Source organism: Streptomyces sp. NPDC030222 (assembly GCF_055573115.1).
Map to the genome: position 1 here is coordinate 53,862 of NZ_JBVICA010000016.1, position 16,460 is coordinate 70,321.

Here is a 16,460-nt window from a genome sequence, read left to right on the forward strand (position 1 = left end):
TCGGGGGCCGTGCGGTCCCAGGAAGCGAAAGCGCCCCGCCGCCGATCCCCCCACGGGTCGACGGACGGGGCGCTTCCCATACCCCGAGCGCGGATTCCCCCCACGGGATCCGGGCCGGGCGTCTGCTGAGCGCATGCTCCGTGCGGTCTGCCGGGGTACGTACGGGACGGGAGGGCCGCTCAAAGCTCCCCGGTGCACGTGCCCCGGCCAACGCTTGCCTGGAACGTCCCCCAAGACATTCCGTGGACGTCCCCCAAGACGTCCGTGGCATCGCCCTCTAAGACTCCCAGGACCCCGCGATGGTTACCCCGGAATCGCTGTGATCTAGCTCTCTTTGTGAGGGCTATGTGAAGGATCGCAGCCGAAGGCTGTTGGACACCACAAGAACCGACGAAAAAGCCATGGCGAATCCGGCGATCATCGGATTGAGGAATCCGGCGGCGGCGAGCGGCAGGGCGGCCACGTTGTATCCGAAGGCCCAGAACAGGTTGCCCCTGATGACCGCCAGTGTGCGGCGCGACAGCCGGATGGCGTCGGCCGCGACCCGCAGGTCGCCCCGCACGAGTGTCAGGTCGCCCGCCTCGATCGCGGCGTCCGTGCCGGTGCCCATGGCGAGGCCGAGGTCGGCCCGGGCCAGGGCGGCGGCGTCGTTGACCCCGTCGCCGACCATGGCGACCGTGCGGCCCGCCGCCTGGAGCTCCTCGATCACGGCGACCTTGTCCTCCGGCAGCACCTCCGCCCGCACCTCGTCGATGCCGACCTCGCGGGCGACCGACTCGGCCACCGCACGGTTGTCACCGGTCAGCAGCACCGGTGACAGTCCCAGGGCACGCAGCCGCCGGACCGCCTCCGGGCTGGTCTCCTTGACCGCGTCGCCCACCTCCAGCACGGCCCGTGCGGCGTCGTCCCAGGCCACGACGACCGCCGTACGGCCCCGGACCTCCGCGTCCGACAGCGCGGCGGACAGGCGGTCCGGGAGTGCCACCCCCGCGTCGTCCAGCAGCCGGCGCCGGCCGACCAGCACGGCGTGGCCGTCGACCGTGCCGCGAACGCCGAGCCCCGGCACGTTCGTGAACGCGCCGGGCGCCGGCAGGGCCCCCACCGCCTCTTCGGCAGCGGTGGCGACCGCCCGGGCGACCGGGTGCTCCGAGGCGTGCTCCAGGGCACCCGCGAGGCGCAGGACGCGCCCGGTGTCCTCCCCGTCGGCCGCGTGGACCGTGTGCAGGGCCATGCGGCCGGTGGTGACCGTTCCGGTTTTGTCGAGGACGATCGTGTCCACGCGGCGGGTGGTCTCCAGCACCTCGGGGCCCTTGATCAGGATGCCGAGCTGGGCGCCGCGCCCGGTGCCCACCATCAGCGCGGTGGGGGTGGCCAGCCCGAGAGCGCACGGGCAGGCGATGATCAGCACGGCCACGGCGGCGGTGAACGCGGCGCTCGTGTCACCGGTGAGCAGCAGCCAGGTGACGAGCGTGCCGAATGCGATGAGCAGGACGACGGGCACGAACACGGCCGCCGTCCGGTCGGCGAGCCGCTGCGCGGCCGCCTTTCCGTTCTGCGCCTCCTCGACCAGCCGTGCCATCCGGGCGAGCTGGGTGTCGGAGCCCACCCGGGTGGCCTCGACGACGAGCCGCCCGGAGGTGTTCACGGTAGCCCCGGTGACCGGGTCGCCCGTGGTCACGTCCACGGGCACCGACTCGCCGGTCAGCATGGACGCGTCCACCGCCGAGGTCCCCTCGACGACCTTGCCGTCCGTGGCGATCTTCTCGCCGGGCCTGACGACGAACCGGTCGCCGACGGCCAGTTCGGCGACCGGGACGCGGACCTCGGCGCCGTCGCGCAGAACGGCGACGTCCTTGGCGCCGAGTTCCATCAGGGCTCGCAACGCGGCTCCCGCCCGCCGCCGGGAACGGGTCTCCAGGTAGCGGCCGAGCAGGAGGAACGTCACCACGCCGGCGGCCACTTCGAGATAGATCGCCGAGGCGCTGTCGGCACGGGAGACGGTCAGGGAGAAGCCGTGGCGCATGCCGGGCATCCCGGCGTGCCCGAGGAACAGCGCCCACAGCGACCAGCCGAAGGCGGCGAGCGTGCCGATCGACACCAGGGTGTCCATGGTGGCCGCACCGTGGCGCAGATTGGTCCAGGCGGCCCGGTGGAAGGGCAGGGCGCCCCAGACGGCGACCGGTGCGGCGAGGGTCAGCGAGAGCCACTGCCAGTTGTCGAACTGGAACGTGGGGACCATCGCCATGGCGATCACGGGCAGCGCGAGGGCGGCCGATATGACGAGCCGCTGCCGGAGCGCGACCAGCGGGTCGACGACGCCCGTGCCGGACTCGGGGCCGGTGGTCGCGGTCCCGGTGGGGCTTGCTGCGACGTCGCCGCGGGGGATGGGTGGTGGTGCGGTCGCTGCCGAGGCGGAGGGGTGCGCGGACGCGATGGAGGGTGCGCCGGGGTGCGGGTCGTCGGTCGCGGGGTCCGGGATGGCGGCGGGCGATACCGGGGCGTCGGACGGCGGCGGTGGTGTCGAGGGGGTGGCGGGGTGGTACGCGTTCGCGGTCCCGGGGCCCGGGGTCGCGGGTGTCGCCGGGGTGTCCGGGGCCGGGGTGGCGGCCCCGACTGCCGCCGCCGTGACCGTGGCGGAGGGAGCGGGCGTCGCCGTGGGTCGTCCTGCAGGCAGCGAGGCCGATCGTTCCGTGGACGGGGCCGAGCCGGCGGCCGGAGTCGCAGCCGTGGCGGCCGGCAGGCCGGCGGGGGCCCCGGTGGCGTGCACACGCGGCTCGGGCGCGGCCGGAGGGGGCGCCGGGGCGGTCAGGAGCCGGGCGGTGTATCCCGTCTTCTCCACGGTCGTGACGAGGTCGGCCACGGAGGTGCCGTCGGCGAAGTCGATCCGTGCCTTCTCGGTGGCGAAGTTCACCGTGGCGGTCACGCCGTCCATGCGGTTGAGCTTCTTCTCGACGCGTGCCGCGCAGGCGGCACAGGTCATTCCACCGATGGCGAACTCGACCCGGCTGGTCGGTTCCGTCGCGGGACCGGGCGCTGTGCTGGTGGTCATGTTCCGGCTCCAGAAGGGGGAGCCGGGCCGTACGGACCGGTATCGGCCGGCGGTACGGCCCGGTGGCGGGGTACTGCGGAGGTGTCGGTTCCCCGCGCCGGTCAGACAGTGCCGACGAGCTCGTAGCCGGCCTCGTCCACCGCGGCGCGCACCGCGTCCTCGTCCAGCGGGGAGTCCGAGACGACGGTCACCCGGCCGGTCGCGGCCACGGCCTGCACCGAGGTGACCCCGGACAGCCCGGAGAGCTCGGCGGTGATGGCGCCCTCGCAGTGGCCGCAGGTCATGCCGGTGACCTGGTAGACGGTGGTGACGGCGCCCAGCTGCACGTCCGTCGCCCCGCCGTGGCAGGAGCCGGCGGGCGAGCAGCAGGAGCCGGTCGTGACGGTCTCGGTCTCGGCGGTCATGTGTATCTCCTCGTTCACGAGCCTGGCGGTCTGGCACGGGCCTGGCGTCTGGCGTGCCGCAGCGTTCTCCGGGCGCCGGGGGCTCCCCGGGGTGCCGGGAGTTCCCCCGGCACATGCCACTGTACCCCCTAGGGGTATCCCGTGGGAGTGAGGGTGACTCGGCGCCCGGTGCGCGTCAGCCGTGCCGGGCTCCGATGAGGGGGTCGAGGTACCGGCACATGGCCGCCTTCAGTTCGGCGATGTAGGCCTCCCGCTCCGCGCCCTCGTGGCCGACGATGAGGTCCAGGCCCGCCTTGAAAAGGGCGAACGTCATATTCGCGATGCGGCCGCGCTCCTCGGTCGTGGCCTCGGGCAGCCGGCCGGCGAGCAGGTCTGCGACCTGGGTGAGGAGCGACTCGTGCAGGGCGTCGTGCTCCTCGGCGATCCGGCCCGGGATGTCCGAGCCGTGCATCAGGGCCAGGAAGGCCGGGTTGCGGCAGTTGAAGTCGATCATCGGGTCGAGGACCGCGTCGAGCATCTCCGGGAGGGGCAGGGCCGCGTTGGCGGGGGTGAACACCTGGCCGTGACTCTCGCGCATCCGGTGCAGCAGCCGGTCGCCCAGCTCGACGGCGATGGCCTCCTTGTTCGGGAAGAACTGGTAGAGCGTGCCGGGGGAGACGCCGGCCTCGCGGGCGATGGCGTTCGTGCTCGCGGCGGTGTAGCCGCACTTGCAGAACACCTGGGCGGCGGCTTCCAGGAGCTGGGCGATGCGGCGTTCGCCGCGGGCCTGGCGGCGACGCGGTCTGCCGCTCTCGGTGCCCTCGTCGGCCCCTGTGTCGTCGTCGGCCCGTGCGTCGTCGGGGGGCCCTGCGGCCTCCGTGTTCCCTGAGGCTCCCGGGGCCCCTGCCGTCCCCACGGTCTTGTGTGTCCCTCGGTTCTCGGTGGCCCCGGTGTCTTGCGTGCTGTCCGGCTCAGGCACGGCAATCCCCAGCTTTCGTGAAGCGGTTGACAAACGCGAGTGGCCGCTCGCATTCTTTGAAATGCGAGTGACTACTCGTGTTCGCCAGTTTATGACAAATGGTTGAGCGACCCATCCTGCCCGGGTCCAGGTGAAGGGGACACCGCACCATGTCCGAAGTCAACGGTTCACCGCGCACCTCCGATGGCGCGCCGCCCGTCGGGGGGTGGACCCGGTTCGTCACGGCACGGCCGCGACTGACCCTGCTGATCGCCTTGTTGCTCACGGCCCTCGCCGTCGTCGCGGGAAGCGGAGTCGCGGACCGGATGGGCAGCGGGGGCTGGGAGGCCCCGGACGGCCAGTCCACGTACGCGACGAAGGCGCTGGAGCGGGAGTTCCCCGGCTCTCAGCCCAATCTGCTGCTGCTCGTCCGGGCCGGCCGGGGTACGGTCGACGATCCGGCGGTCGCCGCGGAGGCCAGGGCGCTCGCCCGGCGGCTCGCCGCCGAGAAGGGCGTCACCGGCATCGGCTCCTACTGGCAGACGGGTTCGCCGGCGCTGCGCTCGGAGGACGGGCGGGAAGCACTGATAGCCGCGCGGATCCTCGGTGACGAGAAGGAGCAGAGCGAGACCCTGGACCGGCTGGCGCCGGAGTTCCGGGGCACGAGCGGGCCGGTCGAGGTGAGCCTCGGCGGTCCCGTCGCAGTGCGGCACGAGATGCAGACCATCATCCAGGAGGACCTGCTCTACGCCGAACTGATCGCCCTGCCCGTGACGCTGGTGCTGCTGGTCATGGTGTTCGGCAGCGCCGTCGCGGCGCTGCTCCCGCTGGGCGTGGGCATCGTCGCCATCCTCGGCACCAACGCGGTGCTGCGCGGCCTCACCGAGGTCACGGACGTGTCGGTGTTCGCACTGAACCTCACGACCGCCCTGGGACTCGGTCTCGCGATCGACTACGCCTTGTTCATCGTGCGCCGGTTCCGTGAGGAACTGGCGGCCGGCGCCGAGGTGAGGGCCGCGCTGGGCGTCACCCTCCGCACGGCCGGCCGCACCGTGCTGTTCTCCGCGCTGACCGTGGCCGTGTCGCTCGCCGCGATGCTGGTCTTCCCGCAGTACTTCCTGCGGTCCTTCGCCTACGCAGGCATGGCCGTGGTGCTCCTGGCGGCCGCCGCCGCGCTGATCCTGCTGCCCGCCGCGCTGATGGTGCTCGGGCACCGGGTCGACGCGCTGGACGTGCGCAGGCTGCTGCGCAGGAGGCGGGAGCGCTCCGCCGAGGGGAAGCCGGCCGACGGCGGGCCGTCCGTGCGGGAGCCGGGCGCCGCCTGGGGCAGGGCCGCCGCGCTGGTGATGCGTCGCGCGCCCGTCTTCGCCGCCGCCACGACCGTCGGCCTGGTCATGCTCGGTCTGCCGTTCCTCGGCGTACGGTTCGGTACCGCGGACGACCGTCAGCTGCCCGCCACCGCCGAGTCCCACGTCGTCCAGCAGCACATACGCGACGGCTTCCCCGGCAGCCCCGGCGGCGGGCTCACCGTCCTCGCCGAGGGCCGGGCGACCCCCGCCGAGTACCAGGACTACCGGAAGCGGGTCGAGGCCCTGCCGGGAGTCCTCAGGGTCGACGGTCCGGTGCTCGACGGAACCACGGGGTTCTTCACCGTCCAGCCCGAGGGCGAGGCGGTGGGCGACGAAGCGCAGCGCCTCGTCCGGGAACTGCGCGCCGAGCCCGCGCCGTTCAAGGCCTCGGTGACCGGCACGGCGGCCGTCCTGGTCGACTCCAAGGAGGCCATAGGCGACCGGCTGGGCTGGGCGGCTGCGGTGATCGTCGTCGCGACCCTGCTCCTGGTGTTCCTGCTGACCGGCAGCGTGCTGATACCCGTCCAGGCGGTGGTGCTCAACGCCCTCAGCCTGACCGCGATGTTCGGGGCGCTGATCTGGGTCTTCCAGGATGGCCATCTGTCCGGGCTGCTGTCGTTCACCTCGACCGGGGACATCGAGACGACGCTGCCGGTGCTGATGTTCTGCATCGCCTTCGGACTCTCCATGGACTACGGGGTGTTCCTGCTCTCCCGGATCAAGGAGGAGCACGACCGCACGGGGGATCACGAGCAGGCGATCCGGTTCGGACTGCAGCGCACCGGGGGACTGATCACGGCCGCTGCGCTCATCCTCGCCGTGGTCATGGTCGCCATCGGCACCTCGCGGGTCACCAACACCAAGATGCTGGGCCTGGGCATTGCGCTGGCCGTGCTCATGGACGCGATGGTGGTGCGCAGTCTGCTGGTGCCGTCCGTGATGAAGCTGACCGGAAGGGCGACATGGTGGGCACCAGGACCTCTGCGCCGGTTCCACGACCGGTTCGGCATCAGTGAAGGGGAAGAGACACCGAAGGTCGGTGTGCCTGCCGTCGGGAGCGCGGCGGACGAGCCGTCCGCGGACGGGGACTCCACGGACGGGGACTCCGCGGACGGGCGGCAGGCGGCCGGAACGGCGTCCGAGGACGACCGGGACAAGGCGGCGATACCCGGCTAGCGCGGGGCCGGGCAGCCGGGGAAGGGCGGAACCGGACCGATGAGAGCCGTGGTGTCCGAGTGGTTCGGCCAGGAGGCCCGAGTCCGGGGCGTCCCCCGATCCGGCGCCCGCGCCACCCGGTCGGCCGGCCGCGTCGAGGCCACCGGACTGTGCCGCAGCGACCGGCACGGCTGGAGGGGCATGCCCGCGCATGCCCGCCCGCGGACGAACGATGCGGTGGTGTCGGTGGCGCTGCGCCCGGACCTGCTCGTCACCTCGGTCGTCCCGCTGGAGGCCGCCCCGGCGGTACTCGCCGCCAAGGGGACGGCACCCGGCGCGGGGGTGACGGTCATCGAGCCCGGACGCCGCTCCTGACGGTGCGTGTCACTCCCGGCGGCTCCGGTTCCCGGGCCGCCGGGCCACCCAGGCGCGAATGGTCTCCGCATGCCAGTAGGGCTTGCCGGCCTCCACCAGGTCGGGTGGGGGCAGATGCCCGTGCTTGCGGTAGGAGCGGACGGTGTCCGGCTGGACCCTGATGTGCGCGGCGATCTCCTTGTACGACCAGAGTCGCTGTTCGGCCATGGGGCGGCACCTCCCTGCGCGTTCCGCAGGAGCGGCCGACGGGCCGACGGGGGGACTGCGGAACGGGCATTGACGATCAATCAGCCTGTGCCCGGGCGAACGACGACGAGCGAAGGGAGAGCATCGACTGTCGACGTACTGTGACGGAACGGTCGCGGTGCGGGGACATCCGTGACAGAAAGCGCACTCCATCGGCGAGCCGCAGGGGGATTCCCGCAGGGCGCGCCCCACCGGCGGCCCCCGGTGGGATGGCGCCGCGTGACGAGCGGCGCGGTCCCGAGCGGACGGTGGCCCGGGCGATGAGCGGAGGGTGCCGAACAGCCCGTACGACGGCGGGTGCGGTGCCGGGGCGGTCCCGCCGGCGAGCAGGGTGCGCCGAACGGCCCGAGCGAGGACCGGGCCGGTGCTGGGGCAGGCCAGGGCGATGTGCAGTTCGGTGCCGAACGGCCGGGCGACGGCGGGCGTGGGGTCGGGCAGGGCCGGGCGATGTGCAGTTCGGTGCCGAGCGGCCCGCGCAAGGACCGGGTTGGTGCCGGGGCGGGCCCGGGCCATGTGCGGGGCGATGCCGAGCGGCCGGGCGGGCGACGGCGGGTGTGGTGCCTGGCCACGGCCAAGCTATGAGCAGGCCCCGGTGCACGGCACGGCCCCGGAACTGCAAGGCGTCAGCCGTACAGCGCCGGCTTCGCGGCCAGTCGGACGACCGCCCGGGTGCCGGTCTCCTGGGCCCGTACGCCCGCCTCGCAGACCGCGGCGGCGGCGTAGCCGTCCCAGGCGCTCGGCCCCTCGACCACACCGCGCCGGGTCGCCTCGACCCACCGCCGCACCTGCCGGTCGTAGGCGTCGGCGAACCGCACCGTGTAGTCCTGCACGATCTCCCCGCCCCAGCGCCCGGCTGCCCGGGTGACCATCCCGGAGTCGTCGCCGATCTGCGCGGTGCCCCGTTCGCAGACCGCCTCGCAGCGCACCTGGTACCCGAAGCCGCAGTTGACGAAGATCTCCACGTCGACGACCGTGCCGCCCGAGGTCTCCAGCAGCACCAGCTGGGGATCCGTCAGGCCCTCCGGCGCCGCGGAGGAGGGCCTCGGCCGCAGCACGGAGACGGCCGTGATCTCCTGCCCCAGCAGCCAGCGGGTGACGTCGACTTCATGCACCACCGAGTCGTTGATGAGCATCGGGGTGGTGAAGAAGGACGGCGAGGACGCGTTCCGGTGCCGGCAGTGCAGCATCAGGGGCCGGCCGAGGCCGCCACCGTCCAGCAGCGACTTGAGACGCAGGTACTCGGAGTCGTAGCGGCGCATGAAGCCGACCTGCACCCGGCGGTGCCCGAGCCGCTGCTCGGCCTCCATCACCCGCAGCGCGGCCGCCGAATCGGGGGTGAGCGGTTTCTCGCACAGCACCGGCAGGTCCCGGGCGAACGCGTCGAGCAGTGCGGCCTCGTGCGCGGGCCCCGGGGAGGCGATCAGCACGGCGTCCACGCCCGGCGCGTCCATGGCGGCGGCCGGCTCGGTGTGCGCGGTGCAGCCCTCCAGGCCCGCCGCGACGGACTTGGCGCGGTCGCCGTCGATGTCCGCGACGGCCGCCACCCGCGCGCCGCTCACCACGCGGTCGATGCGCCGTACGTGGTCGGCGCCCATCCGGCCCGTGCCGATCACGGCGATGCCCAGAGGGGAGGTTCCGTGCGTCATGGGTGTCATCCGTCCTTCCTAGGCGCCGCAGGACCGGAGGAAGCCGCGGGTGCGGCGGGCGATGGGCAGCGGCTTGCCGGGATCACAGGGATACATGTCCTGCTCGACGATTGCGAACAGGTCGGCGTCCAGCCGCTGCGCCGCGGCCAGTACCGGTTCCAGCGCCGGGATCCCGGACGGCGGTTCGCACATCACGCCCCGCGCCACGGCCGGGCCGAACGGCAGCTCCTCCGCCCGCACATCGGCGAGGATCCGCGGGTCGACCTGCTTGAGGTGCAGATAGCCGATGCGTTCGCCGTAGGTCTCGATGAGCTTCACACTGTCGCCGCCGCAGTAGGCGTAGTGGCCGGTGTCCAGGCAGAGGGAGACCAGGTCGGGGTCGGTTGCGTCGAGGAACCGGGCGACGTTCTCCTCGCTGTCGACGTGCGTGTCGGCATGCGGGTGGACGACGATCCGCAGCCCGTAGCGGTCGCGCACCTCGCGGGCCAGCCGCTCGGTCTGGGTGGTCAGATCGCGCCACTGTCCTGCGGTGAGCGTCGGGTCCTCCAGCATCCTGCCGGTCTTGTCGTCGCGCCAGAACGACGGGATGACCACCAGGTGCCCGGCTCCCATGGCCCGGGTCAGCGCGGCGATGTCGGACACGTGCGCCCAGGTGAAGTCCCAGACGGCGGGCCCGTGGTGCAGGCCGGTGAACACGGTTCCGGCGGACACCCTCAGGCCGCGCGGCTCCGTCTCCGCGGCGAGCCGGGCCGGGTCGGTGGGGAGGTAGCCGTAGGGGCCGAGCTCGATCCACTCGTATCCGGCGTCGGCCACCTCGTCGAGGAACCGCTGCCAGGGAACCTGCCGGGGGTCGTCGGGAAACCACACGCCCCACGAGTCGGGGGCGGATCCGATCCGAATGCGTGACAGCGTCGTCATGGCCGTCAGCTTCCCGGCCCCCGGAGAAAGGTGTCAAGGATTCGTCCGAATGTCAGGACAAAATGTTGACAGGGTTCCGCGCCGCGGAATAGACCTGGGGACAGCCACCGACCGAAGGGGACGTGCATGGAGACGTACGACCTGATCGCCATGGGACGCATCGGAGTGGACATCTATCCGCTCCAGTCGGGAGTCCCGTTGGCGCAGGTGGAGACGTTCGGGAAGTTCCTCGGGGGGTCGGCGAGCAACGTCGCCGTCGCGGCGGCGAGGCTGGGCAGGCGGGCCGCCGTCGTCACCCGCACCGGGGACGACCCCTTCGGGACGTATCTCCACCAGGAACTCAAGGCCTTCGGCGTCGACGACCGCTGGGTGACCCCGGTACCGGACCTGCCGACCCCCGTCACCTTCTGCGAGATCTTCCCGCCCGACGACTTCCCGCTCTACTTCTACCGCCTGCCCAAGGCCCCCGACCTGGAGATCCACCCCGGGGAACTCGACCTCGACGCGATCCGGGACACCCGCGTCTTCTGGATGACCGGCACCGGCCTGTGCGCCGAACCCAGCCGCGAGGCCACCCTGACGGCCCTCGCGGTGCGCACCCGAGCCGAGTTCACCGTCTTCGACCTCGACTGGCGGCCCATGTTCTGGAAGGCGCCCGACGAAGCCCGACCGCACTACGCCGAGGCCCTGCGACACGCGACCGTCGCCGTCGGCAACCTCGACGAGTGCGAGATCGCCACCGGCGAGCGCGAACCGCACGCCGCCGCAAGGGCGTTGATCGCGAACGGCGTCGAACTCGCCGTCGTCAAGCAGGGCCCCAAGGGGGTGCTCGCCGTCCACCGGGACGGCGGCACCACCGAAGTCCGGCCCGTACCGGTGGAGGTCGTCAACGGTCTCGGGGCCGGCGACGCGTTCGGCGGGGCCCTGGTGCACGGGCTGCTCGCCGGCTGGGACCTGGAACGGACCGTGCGGTACGCGAACGCGGCCGGCGCCATCGTCGCGTCCCGCCTCGCCTGCTCCTCCGCGATGCCGTACCCGGCCGAGGTGGAGGCCGTCATGGAAGGCGGAGTGCGGTGAGCGGCATCGGCATCGGCGACCTGGTACGGATCCGCAGCCGTCACCCCGAGGCGATCGCCGAGGCCGCGGCCCGGCGCGCCAGACGCCCCCTGGTCGGCCCCGACGGCAGACTGATGATCATCGCGGCGGACCATCCCGCCCGCGGCGCCCTCGCCGTGGGCGACCGCTCCCTCGCCATGGCGAGCCGCCCCGACCTGCTGGAACGGCTCTGCCTCGCGCTCTCCCGGCCTGGCGTCGACGGGGTCCTCGCCACCGCGGACATCCTGGAGGACCTGCTGCTGCTCGGCGCGCTCGACGACAAGGTGGTCATGGGCTCCATGAACCGCGGCGGGCTCGCAGGCGCCGTCTTCGAACTCGACGACCGGTTCACCGGTCACCGCGCCGAGGACCTGGTCCGGCTGGGCTTCGACGCCGGGAAGCTCCTGCTGCGCATCGACTACGACGACCCCGGATCGCTCGCCACCCTCCACGCCGCCGCCCGGGCGGTGGACGACATGGCCGCCCACCGCCTCCCGGTCTTCGTCGAGCCGTTCATCTGCCGGCGCGTCAACGGCCTGCTGCGGGGCGACCTCGGGGCCGATGCCGTCACCCGGTCGCTGGCCATCGCCTCGGGCCTCGCCGGCACCTCCGCCTACACCTGGCTGAAGGTGCCCGTCACCGAGGACCCCGACGACATGGCCCGCGTCCTCGACACCACGACCCTCCCCGTCGTGCTGCTCGGCGGCGACGTGGGCGACGACCAGGACCGGGCGTACGAGAAGTGGCGGCACGCCCTGCGGCTGCCCAGCGTCCAAGGCCTCGTCGTCGGCCGCTCGCTGCTCTATCCGGCCGACGGGGACGTCGCCGGCGCCGTCGACACCGCCGTGGGCCTGCTGGAGCGGGGTAGGGAGTGGGTATGACCGACGACAAGCTGCACCTTCCCGCGGGAAGCGCGGCCCAGGGCCCCTATGTGCTCCGCATCGACCCCGAGCAGGCCGGCTGGGGCCACGCCGCACTGCGGGTCCTGGAACTGCCGCCCGGCGGAACGCACTCCTTCGCTGCGGGCGACAGCGAATGGATCGTTCTGCCGCTCGACGGCGGCTGTACCGTGCACACTGAAGGACGGAACCTCGAACTGCGGGGCCGGGACAGCGTGTTCGGGTCGGTCACCGACTTCGCATACGTGCCGCGTGACGCCCACGCCCAGATCGCCTCCGGCGCGGGAGGCCGCTTCGCCCTGGCAGGAGCGAGATGCGAGCGAAGACTCCCCGCCCGCTACGGCCCCGCGCCGGAGGTACCGGTCGAACAGCGCGGCAGCGGCACCTGCGCCCGCCGCGTCAACAACTTCGCCGCGGCCGACACGTTCGAGTGCGACCGGCTCATCGCCGTCGAGGTCGTCACCCCCGGCGGCAACTGGTCCTCGTACCCGCCGCACAAGCACGACGAGCACCGGCCCGGCGAGGAGAGCCGCCTGGAGGAGATCTACTACTTCGAGATCGCCGGCGAGCACGGCTTCGGCTACCAGCGGGTGTCCCCGTCGCGCCCCGGCGGCGCCGACCTGCTCGCGGAGGTCCGCGGCGGCGACGCCGTACTCGTACCGGACGGCTGGCACGGACCGTCCATCGCCGCACCCGGGCACGACATGTACTACCTGAACGTGATGGCGGGACCGGGAGCCGAACGGGAGTGGAAGATCTGCTTCCACCCCGATCACACGGAGGGGTACCGATGACACGGCTGACCACTGCCCAGGCACTGATGCGCTTCCTGTGCCGCCAGTACACCGAACGGGACGGGCGGCGGCAGCGCCTGATCACCGCCACCTGGGGCATCTTCGGCCACGGGAACGTCGCCGGGGTCGGCCAGGCCCTCCTGGAGACCGGCGGCGCCATGCCCTACCTCCAGGGCCGCAACGAACAGGCCATGGTGCACGCCGCCGTCGGATACGCCCGCCAGTCCGGCCGGCTCTCCACCCACGCCGTCACCACCTCCATCGGCCCCGGCGCCACCAACCTCGTCACCGGAGCCGCCCTCGCGACGATCAACCACATCCCCGTACTGCTGCTCCCCGGCGACATCTTCGCCACCCGCCCCGCCGACCCCGTCCTCCAGCAGCTCGAAGTGCCGTACGCGGGCGACGTCTCCGTCAACGACTGCCTGCGGCCCGTCTCCCGCTGGTTCGACCGGATCACCCGCCCCGAGGCGCTGGTGCCCGCCGCGCTCCAGGCGATGCGGGTCCTCACCGACCCCGCGGAGACCGGCGCGGTCACCCTCGCGCTGCCCCAGGACGTCCAGGCGGAGGCGTACGACTGGCCCGAGGACTTCTTCGCCGAGCGGGTGTGGCGGATCCGCCGCCCCGCCCCCGACGAGCAGGAGCTCGAAGCAGTCGCGCGCGCCGTGCGCGAAGCGGACCGCCCCTTGATCATCGCGGGGGGCGGGGTCCACCACAGCGGCGCCGAGACCGCGCTCGGCGCCCTCGCCGCCGCGACCGGCATCCCCGTCGCCTCCACCCAGGCCGGCAAGGGCTCACTGCGCCACGACCACCCGGCCGACGTCGGCGGCATCGGCCACACCGGCACCGCCACCGCCGACCACCTCGCCCGCACGGCCGATCTGGTGATCGGCGTCGGCACCCGGTACACCGACTTCACCACCGCCTCCGGGACGCTCTTCGCCGCCCCCGGCGTCCGCTTCGCCAACATCAACATCACCGGCTTCGACGCGCACAAGCTGGCCGGACTTCCCCTGGTCGCCGACGCCCGCGAGGCCCTCGAACGCCTCCACGGACTGCTCGGCGCGCACCGAGTCGCCGCCGCATACGAGGACGAGTACCGGGAGGCCGGGGCCCGCTGGGACACCCGCGTCGCCCGGGCGTTCACGGCCGACGACCCGGACGCCCGCCCCACCCAGACGCAGGTCCTCGGCGCGCTGGACGCCGTCGTCGGGGACGACGACGTGATCATCAACGCGGCCGGTTCGCTCCCCGGTGACCTGCACAAACTGTGGCGCGCCCGGTCGCCCCGCCAGTACCACGTCGAGTACGGCTACTCCTGCATGGGCTACGAGATCCCCGCCGCCATCGGGGTGAAGCTCGCGGCGCCCGAGCGGCCGGTGTGGGCCCTGGTCGGCGACGGCACGTACCTGATGATGCCCACCGAGATCGTCACCGCGGTGCAGGAGAACCTCCCCATTGTGACGGTGATCCTGCAGAACCACGGATACGCCTCCATCGGAGGGCTCTCCGAGTCCGTCGGCGGCGAGCGGTACGGCACCGCCTACCGCTTCCGGGCCGGGGACGGCACCTACACCGGCGCGCCGCTGCCCGTCGACCTCGCCGCCAACGCGGCCAGCCTCGGTATGCGGGTGCTGCGTGCGAAGACCGTCCATGACCTGCGGGAAGCCCTCGAAAAGGCACGCCACGCGGACGTCCCCACATGTGTCTACGTGGAGACCGAAACGGCAGACACTGTGTCCGGTTCGCCCGCCGCGGAGGCGTGGTGGGATGTTCCTGTGGCCGAGACCGCGACCCGCCCGTCGGCGGTCCAGGCCCGGGAGGAATACGACCGGCATGTCGCAGCCCGACGCCACCATCTCTGAAGGAGCTCAGGACATGAAGACCGTCAACCACTGGATCGGTGGCAAGACCGTCGACGGCGCGTCCGGGAACTGGGGCGAGGTCACGGACCCGGCGACCGGCGCCGTCACCACCAAGTTCGCCTTCGCCTCCGTGGACGAGGTCGACGCGGCGGTCGCGACCGCCAAGGAGGCCTTCGAGACGGGCTGGGGCACCTCCTCGCTCGCGCAGCGCACGGCCGTGCTCTTCAAGTTCCGCGCCCTCCTCGACGCGCACCGCGACGAGATCGCCGCGCTGATCACCGCCGAGCACGGCAAGGTGCACTCCGACGCGCTGGGCGAGGTCGCCCGCGGCCTGGAGATCGTCGACCTGGCCTGCGGCATCACCGTCCAGCTCAAGGGCGAGCTGTCCACCCAGGTGGCCAGCCGGGTCGACGTCGCGGCGATCCGTCAGCCGCTCGGTGTCGTCGCGGGCATCACGCCGTTCAACTTCCCCGCGATGGTGCCGATGTGGATGTTCCCCATCGCCATCGCGTGCGGTAACACCTTCGTGCTGAAGCCGTCCGAGAAGGACCCCTCGCCGTCGCTGCGGATCGCCGAGCTGCTCGCCCAGGCCGGGCTGCCCGACGGCGTGTTCAACGTCGTCCAGGGCGACAGGGTCGCGGTCGACCGTCTGCTGGAGCACCCCGACGTGGCCGCGGTGTCCTTCGTGGGCTCCACCCCGATCGCCCGCCACATCCACGCCACGGCCTCCGCCAACGGCAAGCGGGTGCAGGCCCTCGGCGGCGCCAAGAACCACATGCTGGTCCTGCCGGACGCCGACCTGGACGCCGCCGCCGACGCGGCCGTCTCCGCCGCGTACGGCTCGGCCGGTGAGCGCTGCATGGCGATCTCCGCGGTCGTCGCGGTCGGCGCCATCGGCGACGAACTGGTCGAGAAGATCAAGGAGCGGGCCGAGAAGATCAAGATCGGTCCGGGCAACGACCCCGTCTCCGAGATGGGCCCGCTGATCACGAAGGCCCACCGCGACAAGGTCGCCTCGTACGTCGAGGGCGCCGCCGCCCAGGGCTCGACGGTCGTGCTCGACGGCAGCGGCTTCACCGTGGAGGGCTTCGAGGACGGCCACTGGATCGGCATCTCCCTGCTCGACCACGTGCCGACCGACTCCGACGCGTACCGTGACGAGATCTTCGGTCCCGTGCTGTGCGTGCTCCGCGCCGAGACGTACGAGGAGGGCCTCGCCCTCATCAACGCCTCGCCGTTCGGCAACGGCACCGCGATCTTCACCCGGGACGGCGGGGCCGCCCGCCGCTTCCAGCTGGAGGTCGAGGCCGGCATGGTCGGCGTGAACGTGCCGATCCCGGTGCCGGTGGGCTACCACTCGTTCGGAGGGTGGAAGGACTCGCTCTTCGGCGACCACCACATCTACGGCAACGACGGCACGCACTTCTACACCCGCGGCAAGGTCGTCACCACCCGCTGGCCCGACCCGTCCGAGGCGCCGACCGGTGTGGACCTGGGCTTCCCCCGCAACCACTGAGCCGGCCGCCGGTCCGGCCGCCCGGCCGGCCACGAAGGCGGTTCCCCGCCCCTGACCTGCCCTGACAACTGCAGGCGACCGGGGGGGGGGGGGGGGGGCCGTGGGGGGGGGGGGGGGGGGGGGGGTGGGTGTGGGGGTGTTGTGGGGGTGGTCGGTCGGGAGTAACAGGTGTCACGGGGTTTTCCTGGTACGCAACAACCCCCAAAAAAAGG

Annotated in this window: 12 protein-coding genes and 1 pseudogene; 7 read left to right on the forward strand and 6 right to left on the reverse strand. The window is 72.6% G+C overall.

Features of this window, described 5'->3' with window-relative positions; translation table 11 throughout:
• Positions 1 to 343 precede the first annotated feature (343 nt).
• The 3 genes from ACZ4Z5_RS22600 to ACZ4Z5_RS22610 all read right to left on the reverse strand — a co-directional run bounded on the left by ACZ4Z5_RS22600 (position 344) and on the right by ACZ4Z5_RS22610 (position 4,348).
• Positions 344 to 3,049 (reverse strand): heavy metal translocating P-type ATPase, encoded by a 2,706-nt coding sequence (locus ACZ4Z5_RS22600; protein WP_468265487.1) that lies wholly within the window; start codon positions 3,047 to 3,049, stop codon positions 344 to 346.
• Between the two features lie 101 nt (positions 3,050 to 3,150).
• Positions 3,151 to 3,453, reverse strand: coding sequence for a heavy-metal-associated domain-containing protein (locus ACZ4Z5_RS22605; RefSeq protein WP_468265489.1), 303 nt, complete (start codon positions 3,451 to 3,453; stop codon positions 3,151 to 3,153).
• Positions 3,454 to 3,628: 175 nt separating this feature from the next.
• Positions 3,629 to 4,348 (reverse strand): TetR family transcriptional regulator, encoded by a 720-nt coding sequence (locus ACZ4Z5_RS22610; RefSeq protein WP_468265491.1) that lies wholly within the window; start codon positions 4,346 to 4,348, stop codon positions 3,629 to 3,631.
• 212 nt (positions 4,349 to 4,560) lie between these two features.
• On the opposite strand from ACZ4Z5_RS22610, the gene ACZ4Z5_RS22615 reads away from it, so the two are divergent.
• The gene (locus ACZ4Z5_RS22615; RefSeq protein ID WP_468265493.1) at positions 4,561 to 6,915 is read left to right on the forward strand and encodes an MMPL family transporter; all 2,355 of its coding nucleotides are present in this window, start codon (positions 4,561 to 4,563) and stop codon (positions 6,913 to 6,915) included.
• Between the two features lie 168 nt (positions 6,916 to 7,083).
• A pseudogene (locus tag ACZ4Z5_RS22620) lies at positions 7,084 to 7,269 on the forward strand (alcohol dehydrogenase); the annotation flags it as partial.
• 9 nt (positions 7,270 to 7,278) lie between these two features.
• On the opposite strand, the gene ACZ4Z5_RS22625 reads toward ACZ4Z5_RS22620, so the two are convergent.
• From ACZ4Z5_RS22625 to ACZ4Z5_RS22635, 3 genes are all read right to left on the reverse strand, one after another.
• Positions 7,279 to 7,476, reverse strand: coding sequence for a helix-turn-helix transcriptional regulator (locus tag ACZ4Z5_RS22625; RefSeq protein ID WP_468265495.1), 198 nt, complete (start codon positions 7,474 to 7,476; stop codon positions 7,279 to 7,281).
• Between the two features lie 662 nt (positions 7,477 to 8,138).
• Complete coding sequence (locus tag ACZ4Z5_RS22630) at positions 8,139 to 9,161, reverse strand: Gfo/Idh/MocA family protein (protein ID WP_468265497.1); 1,023 nt, start codon at positions 9,159 to 9,161, stop codon at positions 8,139 to 8,141.
• Positions 9,162 to 9,179: 18 nt separating this feature from the next.
• Entirely contained in the window at positions 9,180 to 10,079 is a 900-nt protein-coding gene (locus ACZ4Z5_RS22635; protein ID WP_468265499.1) for a sugar phosphate isomerase/epimerase family protein, read from the reverse strand.
• 126 nt (positions 10,080 to 10,205) lie between these two features.
• On the opposite strand from ACZ4Z5_RS22635, the gene iolC reads away from it, so the two are divergent.
• The 5 genes from iolC to ACZ4Z5_RS22660 are packed head-to-tail and all read left to right on the forward strand — an operon-like array spanning position 10,206 to position 16,248.
• Entirely contained in the window at positions 10,206 to 11,156 is a 951-nt protein-coding gene (gene iolC, locus ACZ4Z5_RS22640) for a 5-dehydro-2-deoxygluconokinase (RefSeq protein ID WP_468265501.1), read from the forward strand.
• The gene (locus tag ACZ4Z5_RS22645; RefSeq protein ID WP_468265503.1) at positions 11,153 to 12,055 is read left to right on the forward strand and encodes a Cgl0159 family (beta/alpha)8-fold protein; all 903 of its coding nucleotides are present in this window, start codon (positions 11,153 to 11,155) and stop codon (positions 12,053 to 12,055) included. Before iolC ends, ACZ4Z5_RS22645 begins: the two co-directional genes overlap by 4 nt.
• Positions 12,052 to 12,867: a 5-deoxy-glucuronate isomerase gene (gene iolB / locus ACZ4Z5_RS22650; RefSeq protein ID WP_468265505.1), complete on the forward strand. Its 816-nt coding sequence runs from the start codon at positions 12,052 to 12,054 to the stop codon at positions 12,865 to 12,867. The genes ACZ4Z5_RS22645 and iolB overlap by 4 nt, the downstream gene beginning before the upstream one ends.
• Positions 12,864 to 14,732, forward strand: a complete 1,869-nt coding sequence (gene iolD, locus ACZ4Z5_RS22655; protein WP_468265507.1) for a 3D-(3,5/4)-trihydroxycyclohexane-1,2-dione acylhydrolase (decyclizing) — start codon at positions 12,864 to 12,866, stop codon at positions 14,730 to 14,732. The genes iolB and iolD overlap by 4 nt, the downstream gene beginning before the upstream one ends.
• 13 nt (positions 14,733 to 14,745) lie before the next feature.
• Complete coding sequence (locus ACZ4Z5_RS22660; protein ID WP_468265509.1) at positions 14,746 to 16,248, forward strand: CoA-acylating methylmalonate-semialdehyde dehydrogenase; 1,503 nt, start codon at positions 14,746 to 14,748, stop codon at positions 16,246 to 16,248.
• The last annotated feature ends 212 nt before the right edge of the window (positions 16,249 to 16,460 follow it).